The sequence below is a fragment of the Burkholderia sp. THE68 genome, from assembly GCF_009938265.1.
GTDB lineage: Bacteria > Pseudomonadota > Gammaproteobacteria > Burkholderiales > Burkholderiaceae > Caballeronia.
Window position 1 is genome coordinate 142,485 of sequence record NZ_AP022318.1, and the last position, 17,721, is coordinate 160,205.

Here is a 17,721-nt window from a genome sequence, read left to right on the forward strand (position 1 = left end):
CTTCGGAAGAAATGCTGTGCTCGACTTCGAGGCCGCGATATCTAAAAGATCATCGATGCGTGCGATGACGCCGACGTGTCGCGTTCATTGACTGTAGATAGCATCCGGGCCGGATGGTTCTCGTGACCGATTGTGGCAAGACATTGGCGCGGAGGGCATCGCGAGCTTTCGAAAGGCCTCCGCACGATCTCGCCGATGGCGTGCTTCAGTGATGCGCGGCGCTCAGGGGAGCGAAGATTCGCGCCCTGAACAAGCTCGCAGTATATGGGGAAGTTGAACGCGATGCTGCAATGACGTTGCTTAAAGGAACGTGGCCAGCATATTTCGAACCGCGGCCACTGCCTTGTCTTGCTGGGCCTCGGTGAGTGCAAGGCCGCTCGGCAGATAGAGTCCCCGCCGGCTCATGCGTTCGGCGACCGGGTAATGCTCCCCATCGAACAAGCCTTGTTTGCGAAACACCGGCTGTTCGTGCATGGGCCAGAAGAACGGCCGTGCGCTGACCCCCGCGTCGGCCAGCATCGAGCGCGCCTGATCCGCATCGATGGGCAGGCTGTCGTCGAGTATGAGACCGAACACCCAATAAATGTTATCGGCATAGGGGCACGCCACCGGCGCGAGTTCGAGGCCTCTCACGCCGCGCAAGAGCGTCTCGTAACGCTGCCCCAGTTGCCGCTTTCGCGCGATATGCGTGTCGAGCTTTTCGAATTGCGCGAGCCCGACCGCCGCCTGGAGGCTGCTCATTCGGTAATTCCAGCCGAGTTCTTCGTGAACGAAACGTCTCTCCGGCTTGAAGCACAGGTTGCGCAGACTACGCGCGCGTGCGGCGAGCGCATCGTCGTCGCACAGGATCATGCCGCCTTCGCCCGTCGCGATATGCTTGTTCGCATAGAAGCTGAAGCACGAGATATCGCCGAAACTGCCGCACTGGCGCCCGTCGTAGGTCTGGCCGATGGCCTGCGCCGCATCCTCGATGACGGCGATCCCATGCCGGTTCGCGAGCGCGAGCACAGGCGCCATGTCGACGGGCAGACCGAAGGTATGCACCGGCATGATCGCGCGCGTGCGGCTCGTGATCGCGGCTTCGATCTTCGTGACATCCATGTTCCACGTATCCGCGCTCGAATCGACCAGCCGCAGGCGAGCGCCGGTGCGGACGATGGCCGATGCGCAGGAGATGATCGTGTGCGTCGGGATGATCACTTCATCGTCGGGACCGAGTTCAAGCGCAGCGGCCGCTATATCGAGCGCCGCGCTGCCGTTCGCCACGGCAATCGCGTGCTTGCGTCCGACGTAATTCGCCATGGCCCGCTCGAAGCGCTCGACGAAAGCGCCATCCGAAGAGATCCATCCACTCTCGATGCATTCGTTCAGATAAATCTTTTCGTTACCGTCGAGCAGGGGTTCATTTACCGGGATCATCGCGGGCCTCGTCTGGTGTCAAGCTCGACTTGCGGGTTCATTGAAGCGTACCTTTTCCTGCTCGCCGATATACGGCCCCTGCTTCACCTCGATGAACGATACGTCATCGATGACTTCGAACCCGTGTCCTCCCGAAGCCAGCAGGATGACATCTCCGGCATGCAGCATGCGCTTCGTTACGAACTCCCGATCAGCGGTGTAAAGGCTGACCTGCATTCGCCCGCGCTTCACGAACAACACTTCCTGCGTGCATTCGATCCGGCGCTGCAAACATGTATGCACATGCGCGTGAATCACCTTTCCCGCGGGATGTTCCATATACGCGAGCTGTTGAGGAAACTCTCGCGGCGTCAGAAAGTTGATCCCTTCTTTCGAGTACGAATCGCGGATGATGATGGCCAGCGTAACCCCTGCCGAGGTGATGACTTCGAGAGTCGAATCCTGGATGACTTCAGCGCTGCCTGTTGCCGATAAAGATTCCATGTTTTTATCCCCGACGAGAGCCTGTCGCGTCCTTTGGCACTGCGAGCGTTACGGCAGCCGTCCCTCCGGGCACACCATGAGCCCGCGACCGACCGTCACGCCTTCACGAAGCTTAGAACTGGCGCGCCGATCAACCGAGGTCGTTGGCCGAATAAACCATGACGTTGGCCGAAGCAGGTCTCGCGCGGTGAGGCCGTTTCAAGGACGATCCTTGCATCGGTGTCATCGACAGGAAATAAGCATGCACAGCGACAATATCTTGGCACCGTCCGCCACAAACGCGATCTTGTCCGGATGCATGGCTAACCTGACAATCGCACGTCAGGACTCTCCGGATCCAGTGTCTGCGGGAAATCACGTTTCGATCAACGCACCTCAATGGACGATTGAGCACCAACATGAATAAAGGTTCTCGGATCTATGTCGCCGGACACAACGGCATGGTCGGCTCAGCGCTTCTGCGCGGTCTCGCCGCGCGCGGCTATCACCATCTGATCACGCGATCCAGGAAGGAGCTCGACCTGCTCGACCAGCGCGCCGTGATGGGATTCTTCGCTCAGGAGAATATCGATGTCGTGCTCCTCGCCGCGGCGAAGGTTGGCGGGATACACGCGAACTCGACACAGCCGGCATCGTTTCTCTACGAGAACCTCGTGATCGAAAGCAATGTGATTCATGCGGCGTTCACGAGCGGCACGCCCGAGCTGATCTTCTTCGGCTCCTCCTGCATCTATCCGAAGTATTGCCCGCAACCCATCCGGGAAGACTATCTGCTGACGGGCGCCCTCGAACAGACCAACGAAGCGTATGCCATTGCAAAGATTGCCGGTCTCAAGCTCTGTGAGGCCTATAGCCGCCAGCATGGAACGCGCTACCTTTCGGTCATGCCCACGAATCTTTACGGCCCGAACGATAACTATGATCTGCAGAGCGGGCATGTTCTGGCCGCGCTCATTCGCAAGACGCACGAAGCGAAGCTCAACGGTCTACAGTCGCTCCCGGTGTGGGGATCGGGATCTCCGAGGCGGGAATTTCTCCACGTCGACGATCTGGCGTCCGCCGTGCTCGCGCTGCTGGATAGTGAACACACCGAAGGTCTTTTCAATATCGGATATGGCAAGGACATATCGATCGCCGACCTCGCCCGCCTGATTTGCGATGTCGTCGGCTTTTCCGGATCGCTCGATTTCGATCTGTCCAAACCGGACGGAACGCCGAGAAAGTTGCTCGACGTATCGAAGCTGGCCGCGCTCGGCTGGTCGCCGACGATTGCGCTGCGTGATGGCATTGCGGCGACTTATGCCGACTACATGAAGAACGTGCAGCGAATGGGCTATGCCGACGCGTAACCCGTAACGTACTCGGAGAATTCAATGGCAAGCGTGCCTTTGTCCGCCGTGGAGATTCAGGAAGCGACTCGAATCGCGCCAGCTCATGCAAACGATCGATTCGAGAATGCGCTGTTCACTCGCGAGTTCCTTTCCGTCGATATTAGTCAGGTAGTCGACGAGCTGAACCAGAAAGGCTACTTCGCATTCCCTTCCGCACTCACGGCCGAAGCCATCGCAAGCATAGAGCGTGATGCAACCGAGACGAAGCACGCTCTGAACGTGAACAAGGTCAGCGGCGTATTCTCGGAGCGACAATATTATCTGACGAACCTGCTGGCGGTCTCGAAGACCTTCTATGACTTCGCGACATCGCCTTTTGTGTTCGGCGTCAGCGAAGGATATCTCGGAGATCAGTTCAGGCTCAAGGCGCTGAGATACTACGAGACCTATGGCGGCCACCATATGCAGTGGCATACCGACAACAAGACCGACAGGGAATTCGCGCAGATACCCGGCATCATTTTCATCTTTTACGTGTCGGATGTCGAAGACGGCGAGTTTCAGTACGTCGAAGGCTCGCACTTATGGTCGGGCGAAAGGGCGTACAGCGACTATACGGATGAATTCATCGCCGATAACTTCGCGTCCTCCGTCAAGAGCTTCAGGATGCCTCGCGGGTCGCTCGTCATCTACAACACCTACGGCATTCACAGGGCGCGACCCGTCTCGGACAAGAACTTCGTGAGGAAGAGTGTCTTCTTTCAGGTGGACAGCGAAATCGAGAAATCTGAGCCGATCATCGTCAATACTGAATTCGTCTCCCGTCTCGATGATCAAACTTCTATGTTTCTGGGTTTCGGCCGGCCTTCGAACTATGATGTCTTTCCGGACACCACGCTCAATTCGCTTCCGCTCGATCGGACCATGTTATCGGTCATGGGGAAGTATCTTTGCTATCGCTTGTCGCGAGGGGCGTTCGCGCGATTTCCGAGTTCGCTCAAACCGGTGATTCGGAAATTGATCGGAAAATGAGGCCGTCAGGCGTGAGCGACCTACCACGCCCTACCCACGTTTCACGAGAATCGGTGACAGAGTCTCTCTGAACGCCCCTTGCGTGAGAAGCGAAGCAACGGCATCGATTGCCTTCTCTATATTCGAGCGCTTACGCAAATAGATTTCCTCCGCACCAACCAGCGCCTCGACGATAGACTCCGCCTCCGGTTTCGCGAAACAGATGGCATCGTGAATCTCTTTCATACTGATGGCCGGAAGATTGGTGGATATCACCAACCTTCCCGACGCAACATACTCGACGACCTTGAAAGGAAAAACTCCATTGCTCATCTTTTCGATCGACGCATGCGGATTCACCAGTACGTCGCAGTCCGAGATCAGATCAAGCAACGTTTCATCGTCGACCCGGCCGTGAAAGTGCACCGAGTGACCTTCGGCGGACAGGCGCGTGAACTCCGCCGCCAGCGGTCCCGCTCCGCATACGTGAAAGCTGAAGCGCTCGCTCGATAGACGGATCATATCGAGCACCACGTCAGCGCCCTTTTCCGCACTCAGTCCGCCGAAATAGCCGATCACAGTGCGTGTACCTCCCCGCGAGAACGGGCGACGACGCCTGCACACTTCGATCAATCCATCGGATACCACACCTGGACACAGCACGACCGGACACCCGCTGCGTCGTGATTCACGCACGGACAAGTATTCATTGACCGCAAGACATAATGAAGGCGCGGGCAAAAGAAAGCGCCATGTGATGAAGTCGAGCATCGGCTTGGGATGCCAGCGCCGTCGTGAGAACAGCCAGTCTTCGAACTGAAGGACGAGACGCGCGCCGAACTGTCGCGTCAATGCGCGCGCGAGCATCGACTCGAATGCGTACGGGTTATAGATCCACACGGTCTCCGGCTTGCCCAGTTTCGAAATCTCGCGGCTCACGGCCGCCACTTCGAAGAGGTTCAACATCTTGCCGATGGTTCTTACGGGATAGCGCCGCAGCGTGATCTCGCGAATGTGCCTGTCGCCGACGCGCGCATCGCGGATTTCCCTATGCGACCACCCTTCCTTCTCGTGCGCCGTGTTGATCAACACGACATCGTTCGCGAGATGCGCCGCGAGGGTCAGAAAGAACTCCAGTTTGCGCGCTGCACCGAGATCCCTGTTCGAATCGCGGTCAGCAGCGCTATACGGCGCGATGAATACCAGCATGGTCGCTCCGCACCAGATGTCGGGAAAAGGGGTTGCTCGTCATGCTCACAGATCGCCAGTACGTGTCGCCGAAACAGAGGAACAGCGTCGTCACCAACGGATACTGTTCCCAGAGATTGATATCCATACACGCGCCTATCGTGATTCCGAGGAACACCAGATAACGCGCGAACAGATTCCGTGAATGATGCGGACAAATTCGCCAGAGGAATGCGAGCGCGCCCGTCATGAAGATGAACATGCCGAGCGCGCCAATCTGAAACTGCATGGTGACGAAGGCGTTATCGATAAGCTGATTGAACCGGTACTGCTCCGGATCGACGCCTGATCGCTCCAGCATCGTAAAGGCCGTATTCGTGCCGACGCCAAGACCTCTGCCGAGCAATAGCTCTTCGGCATTCGCGTCCGCCAGCTGGGTTGCGATATTGCCGAGGTTATACAGCCGGCCGCCTTCATCGAGCTGATTGGCGAGAACATCGCCACGACCGACTGCATCGACCATATGCGTGTAGCCGCCCAACATGAGACACGCGGCGATCGGCAGTGCGCTTATCACGAGGAGCATCCGGCCATTGCGATTGAGCCTGCCGTCGAGCATCTCCCAGATCATGACGGCGGCCACCGGAGCAATGGAGATCATCGCGAAGCGCGTACCGGAAGAAACTGCAATTGCCACCGCCACGGCCAGCAACATCAAACGGATCACGAGCCGCGCACGGTCGAGAATCAGCGCCATGCATGCCAGGGAAATCGCATACATGCCGGCGAGCGCCGCGTTGCTGAGCAGACCCGTGTACCGGTCGCCCGCAAACGAAGCCGTCTGGCCCTGCCCAAGCAGCATCCACTGCCGGACCGCGACATAGAAGTCGAACGCGCCGAGCGCCAGCAATGCGGCGACGAAAAGCGTCTGGCCTCGCGCGCCATCGGGTAACCATCGGGCGAAAAGAAATAGCCCGAACGATGCATGCACCAGAAGCACCCAGCGCAATCCGGCGGCGAGAAAGAACAATGGCGTCGAGCCCGCAATGAACGGCACGAGTCCCACCGATATGACGCACAGAATCCATGCGAAGAACAGCAGAACGAGCGTGCGCGTGCCGTATGGAAAGCGGCTCATGCCCAGTGCAAGCGGCCAGCAAACGCCGATCACGGCAATGCTTGCGTCCTTCACATACTTGACTGCGCCCGCCTCTTCCATCCCTGCCGCGCCCATGTTCCATACATTGATGGAGCCGGAGGCGAGCGCAGTGAGCGCCTGATCCGCGTATTGCGCGAGTGCCGCGGCGAAAAGCGTGTAGACGGCGAGCGAAAATATCCAACGGGTCACCATGACTTGCGCTCCGAAGTATTACCGCCCGCTCAACGAACGCACGTCGTCATTCGTGATGTTCCAGCGCCCGATATCCTGCGAGCGTGATCAACGCATCGCGCTTGGCAATCTGATAGTCGGACAGGACCATCTCCTTCACGAGCGCGGCAAAGGACACGGTCGGCGCCCAGCCCAGTTTCGCGTGAGCCTTCGATGGATCGCCCAGCAAGGTCTCCACTTCGGTCGGCCTGAAATAGCGAGGATCGACGCGCACGATCACCGTACCGGGCGTGACCCGGCATTCCTTGCTGGTGACCGCGTCCACGATGCCGACTTCGTCGACGCCGCTACCTTCGAACCGCAGCCTGATGCCGAGTTCCGCCGCCGCCTGCTGCACGAACTCCCTGACGCTGTATTGCACGCCCGATGCAATGACGAAGTCTTCCGCTTCCGGTTGTTGCAGCATCAGCCACTGCATCTGGACATAATCGCGTGCGTGTCCCCAGTCGCGCAACGCGCCGAGATTGCCGAGATACAGACAGTCCTGCGATCCGATCGCGATGCGTGCGACCGCGCGCGTGATCTTGCGCGTCACGAACGTTTCGCCACGAACGGGCGATTCGTGATTGAACAGAATGCCGTTGCACGCGTAAATGCCGTACGCCTCGCGATAGTTCACCGTGATCCAGTACGCGTACATCTTCGCCACCGCATAAGGACTGCGCGGATAGAACGGCGTGGTTTCCCGCTGAGGCACTTCCCTGACCAGACCATACAATTCGGAAGTCGATGCCTGATAGAAGCGCGTGCGCTTCTCGAGACCCAATATGCGTATCGCTTCGAGCATCCGCAACGCGCCCAGACCGTCTGCGTTGGCGGTGTATTCGGGCTCTTCGAACGAAACCGCCACATGACTCTGCGCGGCCAGGTTATAGATCTCGTCCGGCTGCACGCGCTGGATGATGCGCAGCATGCTCGACGAATCCGTCAGATCGCCGTGATGCAGATGAAAGCGGCGCTCCGCGACGTGATCGTCCTCGTACAGATGGTCGATACGGTCGGTGTTGAAAAGCGACGAACGGCGTTTCACGCCATGCACTTCATATCCCTTGTCGAGCAGAAATTCAGCGAGATACGAACCATCCTGACCGGTGATTCCGGTGACCAGCGCGACTTTGTTCGGCATCGTTTCTTCTCCTCATTTGCGTACGCCAGTTTGAAATGCGTTCAGACGGTCCGGATATTCGACTCACCGCGACTCTTGCTGTATCGATACGATGTCCCGTAGCCCGAGCCGTATGTGGATCGGTCGGCGGGGACATCGGTGAAGAGCACACCGCTCACGCTGACGCCGCCCTTTTGCAGGCGGCTCAACGCCTCGTGCACTTCTGCGACGGAATGTCGTCCGTGCCGCACGACGAACAGCGTCGTTCCGGCCTGACGTCCGATCAGCGTGGCATCGGTGACGGCGAGCACGGGCGGCGTGTCGATGACCACGGAGTCGTAACGCATCGAGGCCGCATCGATCAGCTCGCTCAGGCGGCGGCTCATGAGAATGTCGGCGGGATTGAGCGAATCGCCGCCGCGTGGAATCAGATCCACGCCATCCATGACGTCGCGCTGCACGACATCGTCGAATGCGGCTCCGTTCAGCAGCTCGCGAAGTCCGGCGCCGCCGGCCGGCGCGAAAGAAGCGTGCATGTTGCCCATCCGCATGTCGGCGTCGATGAGAAGCACTCTCTTGCCGCCAGCGGCCTGCACGGCGGCCAGATTCGCCGATAGAAACGACTTGCCCGCGCCGGGCGTCGAACTCGTGATCATGATCACGTTGTTGCGCGGCGCTCCGCCGATCGACTGCAATGCCGTGCGCAGACTTCGCACGCCTTCGACCGCCACGTCACAGGGCGATCGCGCGGCCAGCACATGGACGCCGGGAAGCCTGCGGCGCATGTCTTCCTGAAGCCTGACTTGCCGTTCGCTGTGCGGCACCACGGCGCAAACGGGGACGCCCAGGGCGCGCTCGATCTCCACGCTGCGTTCCACGCCGCCGATCATCGCCTTGCGCAGGAATGCAGCGACGATGCCAAGCGCGACGCCCAGCGCGGCAGACAAGGACAACAGCGCGCGCCAATTGGGTTTGATCGCCTTTTCGGCTGGCAGCGCGCGATCGACGATTCGCACATTGCCGACATTCCCTGCCTTGATGACGCGCAGTTGCTGTGCGCTATTCAGGAGACTCGTATAAAGCTCGGTATCGACACGCACGTCGCGCATGAGACGCAAGGCCGTCTGCTCGGTATCGGGCAAGGTCGCGATACGCCGGCTCAACGCTTCACGGTCCTGTTGCATCCGGGCGATCTTGGCATTGACCGCCGCGAGCGCCGGATAACCCGGCTGGTAGCGCTCCGCGATATCGTCGCGCTGCTGCATGAGTCCGCGCATGGCCGTATCGAGATCCACGACCTGTTGCAATAGAAGCCGGCTCTCCACGCTGAGATCGACCGTACCCCGGCTATTACGGAAGGCGTTGTATTGATCTTCCGCCTGCTGCAGTTCCGCTCGCAATTTCGGCAACTGGCCTTCCAGGAAAAGCAGCGAATGCTCCGCTTCGGACGATCGTCTCGCGAGATCCTGGGCGCGATATTCCTGAGCGATCGTATTGACGATATCGGCCACCCGCGACGGATCGCGGCCCTCGAGCGCGATGCCGATCATGCCCGATTGCGACTTCCTTTCCGAAATGGCCAAAGCGCTTTGCAGTGCAAGAATGGTCGCGAGCGTCGAATTCGCCGTCAGCGTGAATTCACAGCCGGGCGGCGCGTAGAGTTCGTTGACCACGAGGCGCGCTTCGCCGCCTCCATAAGGCGCCACCAGTTCCTTGCCTGCCGTTCCCTGGCCGAGCACGATGCCATCCGGTGCGATCAGTTCGTACGAACCATCCTTGCCCGCCTTGACGAGAAACTCGCGGCCGATCGCAGAGTGCGGGATGTCGAACTTCGATACGTCGATTCTTTCGTCACCCCATGCGAAGCGCCGCAAACCGAACGGCGCGTCCGAAAAACTCGTTGCGCCGTTCAGCTTGGCGATCCATTGGCCGAAGACGGGAAAGTAGCGCGGATAGGCGCTGATCTCCAGATGCAATTGCCGCACGGTTTCGCCCACTACCAGGCGCGAACGAATCAGCTCCATTTCGGTATCGGCGCCCGCCTTGACTTTCGAATCGAAGATCGATGCAAGGCGGCCCAATGCTTCCGCATCGGACGAGCTCGAATTCTGCGAGCCGATTTGTATGAGCGCATCGGCGCGATACATCGGCGGATTCAGCGCACCATAGAAGGCGCCGAGCGCGAGAATGCCGAGCGCAACCATGCATACGAGGCGCCAGCTGTCGCTCAAGACCCGAAAGTAGTCCGATATCGACACGTTGTCCCCGTGCATCGAATCGCCGTGCGTGTCCTGTTTCATCGAGGCCATGTGTTCGCCAGTAGGGTGCGTTGCAACCGGCGGCAATGCGTGGCCGCCAGGCGCAGTGATATGAGGAACGACGCAGCGCACGACGTCTTTGTGTCCGTCGTTGTTGGTTAATTTACATGCGCCATCGTCGCGAACGAATTGGCGACGGAAATCGCCAAGATGTTGTCGTGAGCGAAGGCCATGCCGGCAAGAATGCGATGCTCTTTCGGAGCGGCGGCGTGCGTCGGCGAGGCTTTGCCGGCTGATGCAAACAAGCGCGTTGTAGCATCCGCCGGATAACATCTGTTGCGTGGCTATTCGAACGGGCGATTGCCAAGCATGAACACGCGATGCGCGCCTGCATTCGCGGCAATGAGCTTGAGCGTTCCTTTTCTACTGACCGCAAAGCGCACGAGATCGCTTCCCGACACGAGCGTTCGGACCGGCTCGCCTGCGCCTCGCTGCGACAGATTCAGCAGATACAGGCCCGTCGATGCATGACCGGACCCATTCCCGTCGCGCGACACGAGCACGATCACCGCGTGCGCCTTGTCATCCACGCGGACTGGCACGCCCGTGTCGAAGCTGTCTGAATCGAAGGCCATGCTGAAGAGACCCGATCCGCCGATGTCGTGTCGGACCTGCTCCACCGCACGAAGCGCTCCGCCGCGTATCGTCACATCGCCGTCGAAGCGCGCCGCGCCCAGCGTAAAGCGATCCTGCGCGTCCCTGAGCGTGCAGTCCCACGACTGCACGGGCGCGATCGGACCATCCGACTGAATGGCGCATGCGCCGTAAGCCTGCTGGAGGTTGACGCCGAACACAGAGGACGAGACGTCTAGCGTTCCGATGAACGCCGGAACGACTACGCCACTTCCCAGATAAGGATCGTCCCAGCCCGCGCCGACAGGTCCGCTTCGCCGCGGATTGTCGCGATAACCGACACGCTCCAGATAAACCCCGTTGAAGACGGCGGACTGACACGCGTCGACGAGCACGGCGGGCCGTGGCGACATCGCGTGCGATATCTGCATGAAGACGTTTTCGTTCGAGGGACGCGCATATCGCGACATCACGCGAATGCAGAATCCGCAGATACCCCGGTACGGATACGCCCTCGCCTGCGATGCAGCGTTGAGTTGCGTGCCGAGTCTCGATTCGTTGTTCCGCGTCTTGAAGAACGTGGCATCGAACCAGGTGTCGATACGTCGTTCGTCATCGCCATAAGCGCGCTCGTAGATATTGCGCACATTGATGAAGGTGCACTTGTCCGCGAAGCCGCCGCGCTCGTTGTAGTCGTCGTTGCGATCGGCCCATTGACCTCCGACGAGGATCGGCACGCCCGTCCTCTGCGCTTCGATACTGCTGAACATGCATTGTTCGAGCACAGCGCCATAGACGCCGATGCCGCATCCGAGAAAGCGGAGCTTTTCGAAGGCGCAACAAGCCAGCGTCGAGGAAAGGGCCGCAAAAGCGATAAAGCAATCGATGAAAGTGAGGTCCTCGAGTCCGCTTTCATACACGAACTCGTGACCATCCAGCACGCCGAAGGTGACCGGCTGCTGCGCGTCCGCAATGCCATAGCGATATGCGCCCTTCACCACGGCATTGATTCCACATAGCTTCACGCCGGGCCATACCCCCACGCAATAGGATTGACGCGATGCCGGCTCCGGCGAAAGCTTCCTGTCCTTGGGGCTTCGACTCTGCCCGTCATCATGGCAGGGAATGGCCAGCGTTCCCGACACGGCCGCTACGCGATACGTTCCGTTGTCGAGCACTACGCGCTGTGCGCGCCCCGTCGATGCATAGCGTGAGCCCGCGAACGCGACCGCGCGGTTGATGGCATCGGTGTCATCGGTCGTCCCGTCTCCTTGCGCACCGAACCACCTGGCGTAAATATCGCCCTCGAACACGCGTTTCCAGCGCTTTCCCGACTTCGATACGATGATCGTGCCGCCATTGTCCGCACTCGATGCGTCATCCGGATCGAGCCAATAGCACGCCGTATCCGAGCCGCGATGACCCGCCGAGTGCTGAGACACGACGAGGCGCGTGAGCGTCCCGGCATATTGGCGCAGCCTTGCATAACCCTGAATCGGCCCTTCTGAAAGGATGTATCCGGAGACGTCGCCTATGCGCGCCTGCAGGAGCGAATTCCTGACGACGACGATTCTGTCCTCGGGTGAAAGACTTTCCGCGAGCTGCATCGGACCCGATGAGCCCTGCTGCTGCGCGGGCAGATCCTTGGCTGATTCCGCACGACGCGCTTGCGCACCCACCGCCGACACGCCGCAACACGCGACGAGAATTTTCGTCAGTGCGTGGCGTCTGGTTTTCAGCGCCTCGCCGGCGGCCTGCCACTTTCTCCAAAACTGGACCATGACGTCGGAATGCGCGTGGAAGGAATTACGCCGTCGGCCCAAGCGATGCATGGGCAAGAATTCGCTTTCTGAAAAGCCCTATGTATACGATGTAATCGGCCACGATACTGGCAATGATCGTCGACCAGATAACCCAGTCCACTGTGCCGAACTTCGTCAGCAGATAGATCTTGAGCGGAACCGACACCGCGCAGAACACGAGCACGGCGAGCAACTGCGGCCGCAACTCGCTCACACCATTGAGAAAGATCGTGAAGGCATTGGCCATGGCTTCGACCACGGCCAGCACCGCCGCTGCACATCGCAGTTCGATCGGCACGTCGAGGTGACTCCCGGTCCACACCTTCAGCAACCACGGCGACAGGGCGAGGATCAGCGCGCTCATGAAAAGCGCCGTGCCCGTCGTCACGCACATGGATAACTTCAGCGTGTTCCTGATGAATTTCTTTTCACCGCGCGATCGTGCATCGGCATAAAGACCCCACAACGGGCCGGATAACATCAGCATGGCCACGGTGATGGCCTGAAACAGCCGCTGTGCGACGGCCAGTCTCGCGACTTCGCTCGCACCGAGAATATGCGACACGATCAACGGATCACACGCGTTGCCGCATATCATCCCGATCTGGAGAATGAGGAATACGCCGCCGGTTCGCATCAGCGCGGTGCAGTCACGCAAACCGCTGCCGCTCCAGATGCCGCGACGGAGCCGAAACATGCGCTCCAGATAGAGCCGCACCAGAAGAATGATCGCGGTCGCGACCTGCACGCCATAGGTGCAAAGAACCAGATAGGGCATCGGCGCGTGGGAGCGCGCACAAAGATAGAGCAGCGGCAACGAGCAAAGATATCCGATCGCCGCAACCGTATGCGGCTCCCACGCTCGCTGCAGGCCAAAAAAGACCTTTCTTACGCCACCGAGCGGAATGTTCACGCAAAACAGCGCGATGAAAGTGAAAGTCGACAGCACGGCCTCCCGAGCCACTTCCGGCGACTCGATCTTGAGCAGGTGCTGAAAGTCCAGCAGCATCATGACGCCGATCAGTACGCCTCCCGCCGCAACGCCGATCCCGGTGAGCAGCACGATGCCGCGCGTGACGATCGTCTGAAGGGCTTCATGATCGTCGGACGTTTTGGCATCCGCCACGAGATTGACGAGCCCGTTCGCTACGCCGAGGTCCAGCACCTGAAGCATGACGGCGAGGCTCGATATGGTCATCCAGATGCCGAAGCGCTCTTGTCCGAGATACGGAAGCGTAAAGGATACCGATAGCACCACGACGGCAAAGCCCAATGCCGCACTCACCGAATTGCAGGCAGCCGAGCGCGCGGCCCGTAGATAGCGCTCCCTGTCGCGCCCTTCCGACGCGCCGACGCCGAATGGCAGTCGACGAAAGCAGTGTCGCAAAACGGATGCGGGCGCGCGTGCGAAGGAACGTTCTTGAAGCGGCATTGGGTCGTCTCGTACGGAAAAGGACAGCAATTAGCGCCTGAGCTCACGCAATTTGACCGCTCATCAACGCGATATAGTTCTGAGCCACGCGTGAAACATGAAAGCGATGCTCGAAGCACTGCTTCGCCGCTGCCCTCATCGCAGTCTTTTCTGTTTCGGGTAAGCGCGTCCATTGCATCAGGAGTCGCGTCACGCCCTCCTGCGTGTCTTCGTCCGCGAGACCGGCGCCATCGGCTACGACCTCCTGCCAGATTCCGACCTTGTCGGTCAGAAGCACCGGCACGCCGCACGCGAGCGCTTCGGCCACCACCACACCGAAATTCTCCTGATGCGAGGGCAAAACCATGACATCCGCCGCTTTCAACAACGACCACTTGTCGATGCCCTTCACCATGTCCAGCCAGGTGATGCTTTCCGCGAGCCCGAGTTGTTCCGCTTCACGACGCAGCTTCGAAGCGAGGCCATTGTTGTCCGGCCCGGCGATGACGAGTCGATAGTCCCCAGCCGCGTGCCGTATTTCGTGAAAGGCGCGGATCAGCAAATCGCATCCTTTCTTTTCGTGGATTCGCCCGAGAAAGAGAATCAGCTTTTTGTTGTCCGATGAGCCGGAAGCGCGCCATTTCTCGACCTCGCTCGCACCGATCGAAGGCGGTGGCGCCGTGCCGATGGTCATCGTGCTTTCATTCGCCCGATAAAGCGGGAAAGCTTTGCGCGCCAGTTCGCGCTCGCTTTCGGTGGTGAACAGCACGCCCTTCGCGCCACCGACAACATGCCGTTCCACGAACAGCCAGTAAACGAGCTTCTTTGCGTACTTCAGCGGATGACCGGCGTTGAACCACGGGTCCAGCATGCCGTGCGGCATCACGAAATAAGGGATGTTTCGCGGACGCAGCGAGAACACCGCCGCCGCGCTGTGAAACTGCCAGATGCCGTCCACCACGATCGCATCGTATTGTCTGCCGTGCCGGCTGAGCCATCGAACCAGCCGAAAGCTCAGCGCGTATTTGCCTGCATAGTGGCCAAGGCGCACGACACGATCGAACGCGGCGTCATCGGTCTTATCGGCATGCGCCGAAGCATCGAGGCAAACGATATCCACGCTGTGTCCGCAGAGCCGGAGTTCCGTCGCGAGCCTCTTGAGCGCCTCGGCCGGGCCGCCATACCGTGCCTCGATGGACGGAATGATATGAAGCGTTTTCAATGACGTCCTCCGATGAATCGAGATGCACTCCCGGATAGCCATCGTAGTGTCCGCTCTGCCTGAGAGATGCCATTGGCGGAAATCATCAAGCTTTTGGCCGGCTCTCCTCCCCTGGTACGCGGGGTTGGAGGGGAGTCATTGCGCCCATCGTTCAGCCAAGGTCTTGCCAAGTTCAGTCAGAACGGGTCCAGTGCATGCACGACAGGCTAACGTTGGACGAGTACACGATCAGCCTCACACATGCATTCCTTCTCGGGGACCTAAAACATGCTGTTCAAGCGAGCCGCTGCGAGCGCTACCTACGATCGTGATCTGTCCGTTCCCCGGTACGCTAGCCACCGCGCCGAGTATCAGGAACTCACGAACGGCGCGGATCGCGTTCTGAACCGATTCAAGATCCGGCCCATCCGGATGGTGGTTTTGCTCGAGCAGGACAATTCGACGGGCGGTGGGTTCCAGCAGGCGACGAATGCCGCGCTTCTGCTCAAGCGTCTGCCGCCCGAACTCTGCAGCGTGACGTTCGTGACGACGCTTCGGTCGGCGATCGAAGAATTGCGTCTCAACGGCGTCGACGCTCATTACCTTCCGATCCGACAATGGCAACGACTCCTCGCCCGCGTGCATGTGATGTGGCGTCAGTTGAATCCACCATCGTTATTCAAGCGGCGAATCCATTTCAACTGGCTGGATCGGTCTCTGCGAGACATGAACGCCGATCTCGTCTATTTCACTTGTCCTTCGTACCTTGCGCTCGTGACCGCGCAGTTCAGTTATCTCTTCACGGTCTGGGATCTCGCGCATCGGGATGAGGTGGACTTTCCCGAAGTGCGATCCGGTGGAGAATTCGAACGTCGCGAGCAGATTTATCAGCAGGCGTTGAAGAAGGCGACGGGCATCATCGTGGATTCGCAGGCCGGTCACGATAACGTCGTCCGGCGTTATGGCGTCGATGCGGATAGGGTTCATGTGATTCCCTTTTCTCCCGCCACCGGTACGCTGCTACCCGAGCACGAACTCGGCCAGCCGGATCGCCATATCGACGTCAAGGCCGAGTACGGTCTGGACTGCGACTACATTTACTATCCCGCGCAATTCTGGCCGCACAAGAATCACGTGTATTTGTTGCGAGGACTACGCAGTCTGGAAGATCGATTCGGGATTCGCCTGGGCGCTGTATTCTCGGGTCGCGACCTCGGCAATCTCGCTCATGTCCGGTCCGTCGCGGCCGATCTCAGGCTGACCGACAGGATTCGCTTCGCCGGCTTCGTGCCTGATCGTGAAGTGGCGAGCCTTTATCGTCAGGCAATCGCCTTGGTGATGCCTACCTATTTCGGCCCGACGAATCTCCCCCCTTATGAAGCATTCCAGCTCGGCGTCCCGGTGCTTTACTCCGACCTCAGGAATTTACGCGAGCAGGTGGGCGACGCGGGCCTTCTTATCGACCTGCTGAACCCCGACTCGATGGCCGACGCGCTTCAGACGCTCATGAACGATCCGCACTTGAGAGAGATGCTGATCGAGCGAGGAAAACAGCGTATCGGATCGCTCACGGATGAGCGGCGGCTTTCGGTTATCGCGAATGCTTTGGAGGCGTTTCGCGCACGCCGGATGTGCTGGCCGGCTATCGACGCGAGCTCGTCCATGAAAGCCGAGGGATGAATCGTGCTGACTGCCGCTACTTTTCTTGCGCCCATAGCGCGCCGACTCGGTTTCAGCGCCGAGTTCAACGGCAGCTATGGATCGTGGTCCGACGCGCTTGCCGCGGCCGGCGGTTACGATGCACCGCAGATTCTCCAGACGGTGCACAGTTCGGCGTTGCGGGTCAAACGAGGCGAAGCCGCTTTCGAGCGCGATTCGGTCTGTTTCATGCACGAGGAATTTCGCTGGCCTCTGCTGAGTTGCCTGCTCTACATAGCGAACGCCAGACAAAACGGCCTGCATGTCGTGGATTTCGGCGGATCGCTGGGCAGCCTCTATTTCCAGCACAAAAAGTTTCTGAGCGCGACGAGCGGCCTGATGTGGTCGATCGTCGAACAGGCGGAATACGTGCGCGTCGGGCGCACGGATTTCGAGGACGACACCCTGAAGTTCTTCGCCACGCTAGATAACGCATCGGCGCGAAGCGAAATCGACGTCACGCTGTATTCCGGCTCGCTTCAGTATCTCGAAGATCCATTCGACGAGCTTCGCCGCGCCGCAGCCCTTTCAGCATTCGTCATAGTGGACCGCACGCCATTCATCGAAGCTCAGCAGGACCGTATCGCGATACAGCACGCACGCAATTCGATGTATGACGGAACCTATCCTCACCGCTTCTTCTCCAGGCAGAAGTTCGATCGCTTCATGATGGAACTCGGGTTCACCATGTTCTGCGAATGGGATGGATTCGACAAAACGGATGCGGATTGCCGGTATCAGGGCGTTGCCTATCGGGGACCGGTTCGAAGATAGATCGCGGCAGGAACATT

The 17,721-nt window shown here is 59.4% G+C and carries 13 protein-coding genes; 4 read left to right on the forward strand and 9 right to left on the reverse strand.

Annotated features, from left to right (window positions below; translation table 11 throughout):
* Positions 1–300 precede the first annotated feature (300 nt).
* Entirely contained in the window at positions 301–1,419 is a 1,119-nt protein-coding gene (locus tag BTHE68_RS26630) for a DegT/DnrJ/EryC1/StrS family aminotransferase (protein ID WP_162069319.1), read from the reverse strand.
* 18 nt (positions 1,420–1,437) lie between these two features.
* The gene (locus tag BTHE68_RS26635) at positions 1,438–1,902 is read right to left on the reverse strand and encodes a cupin domain-containing protein (RefSeq protein ID WP_162069320.1); all 465 of its coding nucleotides are present in this window, start codon (positions 1,900–1,902) and stop codon (positions 1,438–1,440) included.
* Positions 1,903–2,300: 398 nt separating this feature from the next.
* Between BTHE68_RS26635 and BTHE68_RS26640 the strand changes: the two genes are divergently transcribed.
* Positions 2,301–3,251 carry a GDP-L-fucose synthase family protein gene (locus BTHE68_RS26640; protein ID WP_162069321.1) on the forward strand — a complete coding sequence of 317 codons (951 nt, stop codon included), beginning with the start codon at positions 2,301–2,303 and terminating at the stop codon, positions 3,249–3,251.
* A gap of 24 nt (positions 3,252–3,275) precedes the next feature.
* Positions 3,276–4,265: a phytanoyl-CoA dioxygenase family protein gene (locus tag BTHE68_RS26645; protein WP_162069322.1), complete on the forward strand. Its 990-nt coding sequence runs from the start codon at positions 3,276–3,278 to the stop codon at positions 4,263–4,265.
* 30 nt (positions 4,266–4,295) lie between these two features.
* Here the strand turns inward: BTHE68_RS26645 and BTHE68_RS26650 are convergent, their stop codons facing one another.
* From BTHE68_RS26650 to BTHE68_RS26680, 7 genes are all read right to left on the reverse strand, one after another.
* Complete coding sequence (locus tag BTHE68_RS26650; protein ID WP_162069323.1) at positions 4,296–5,453, reverse strand: glycosyltransferase; 1,158 nt, start codon at positions 5,451–5,453, stop codon at positions 4,296–4,298.
* Complete coding sequence (locus BTHE68_RS26655) at positions 5,428–6,783, reverse strand: hypothetical protein (protein WP_162069324.1); 1,356 nt, start codon at positions 6,781–6,783, stop codon at positions 5,428–5,430. Before BTHE68_RS26655 ends, BTHE68_RS26650 begins: the two co-directional genes overlap by 26 nt.
* 46 nt (positions 6,784–6,829) lie before the next feature.
* On the reverse strand, positions 6,830–7,948 hold the full coding sequence (gene gmd, locus BTHE68_RS26660; RefSeq protein WP_162069325.1) for a GDP-mannose 4,6-dehydratase: 1,119 nt from the start codon (positions 7,946–7,948) through the stop codon (positions 6,830–6,832).
* A gap of 41 nt (positions 7,949–7,989) precedes the next feature.
* Positions 7,990–10,236: a polysaccharide biosynthesis tyrosine autokinase gene (locus BTHE68_RS26665; protein ID WP_162069326.1), complete on the reverse strand. Its 2,247-nt coding sequence runs from the start codon at positions 10,234–10,236 to the stop codon at positions 7,990–7,992.
* A gap of 293 nt (positions 10,237–10,529) precedes the next feature.
* Positions 10,530–12,599: a putative phage tail protein gene (locus BTHE68_RS26670; RefSeq protein ID WP_162069327.1), complete on the reverse strand. Its 2,070-nt coding sequence runs from the start codon at positions 12,597–12,599 to the stop codon at positions 10,530–10,532.
* A 25-nt stretch (positions 12,600–12,624) separates the two neighbouring features.
* Positions 12,625–14,082, reverse strand: coding sequence for an MATE family efflux transporter (locus BTHE68_RS26675; protein ID WP_232078133.1), 1,458 nt, complete (start codon positions 14,080–14,082; stop codon positions 12,625–12,627).
* Between the two features lie 13 nt (positions 14,083–14,095).
* Positions 14,096–15,253, reverse strand: coding sequence for a glycosyltransferase (locus tag BTHE68_RS26680; protein ID WP_162069328.1), 1,158 nt, complete (start codon positions 15,251–15,253; stop codon positions 14,096–14,098).
* 267 nt (positions 15,254–15,520) lie between these two features.
* Here BTHE68_RS26680 and BTHE68_RS26685 point away from each other — a divergent pair, with 267 nt between their 5' ends.
* Positions 15,521–16,912: a glycosyltransferase family 4 protein gene (locus BTHE68_RS26685; protein ID WP_162069329.1), complete on the forward strand. Its 1,392-nt coding sequence runs from the start codon at positions 15,521–15,523 to the stop codon at positions 16,910–16,912.
* Between the two features lie 3 nt (positions 16,913–16,915).
* Positions 16,916–17,704, forward strand: a complete 789-nt coding sequence (locus BTHE68_RS26690) for a methyltransferase, TIGR04325 family (protein WP_162069330.1) — start codon at positions 16,916–16,918, stop codon at positions 17,702–17,704.
* Positions 17,705–17,721: the final 17 nt, after the last annotated feature.

Bases quoted from the DNA above. Each gene is read 5' to 3' on its own strand.
- BTHE68_RS26630 (WP_162069319.1), bottom strand. From the start codon at position 1,419: ATGATCCCGGTAAATGAACCCCTGCTCGACGGTAACGAAAAGATTTAT.
- BTHE68_RS26635 (WP_162069320.1), bottom strand. From the start codon at position 1,902: ATGGAATCTTTATCGGCAACAGGCAGCGCTGAAGTCATCCAGGATTCG.
- BTHE68_RS26640 (WP_162069321.1), top strand. From the start codon at position 2,301: ATGAATAAAGGTTCTCGGATCTATGTCGCCGGACACAACGGCATGGTC.
- BTHE68_RS26645 (WP_162069322.1), top strand. From the start codon at position 3,276: ATGGCAAGCGTGCCTTTGTCCGCCGTGGAGATTCAGGAAGCGACTCGA.
- BTHE68_RS26650 (WP_162069323.1), bottom strand. From the start codon at position 5,453: ATGCTGGTATTCATCGCGCCGTATAGCGCTGCTGACCGCGATTCGAAC.
- BTHE68_RS26655 (WP_162069324.1), bottom strand. From the start codon at position 6,783: ATGGTGACCCGTTGGATATTTTCGCTCGCCGTCTACACGCTTTTCGCC.
- gmd (WP_162069325.1), bottom strand. From the start codon at position 7,948: ATGCCGAACAAAGTCGCGCTGGTCACCGGAATCACCGGTCAGGATGGT.
- BTHE68_RS26665 (WP_162069326.1), bottom strand. From the start codon at position 10,236: ATGGCCTCGATGAAACAGGACACGCACGGCGATTCGATGCACGGGGAC.
- BTHE68_RS26670 (WP_162069327.1), bottom strand. From the start codon at position 12,599: ATGGTCCAGTTTTGGAGAAAGTGGCAGGCCGCCGGCGAGGCGCTGAAA.
- BTHE68_RS26685 (WP_162069329.1), top strand. From the start codon at position 15,521: ATGCTGTTCAAGCGAGCCGCTGCGAGCGCTACCTACGATCGTGATCTG.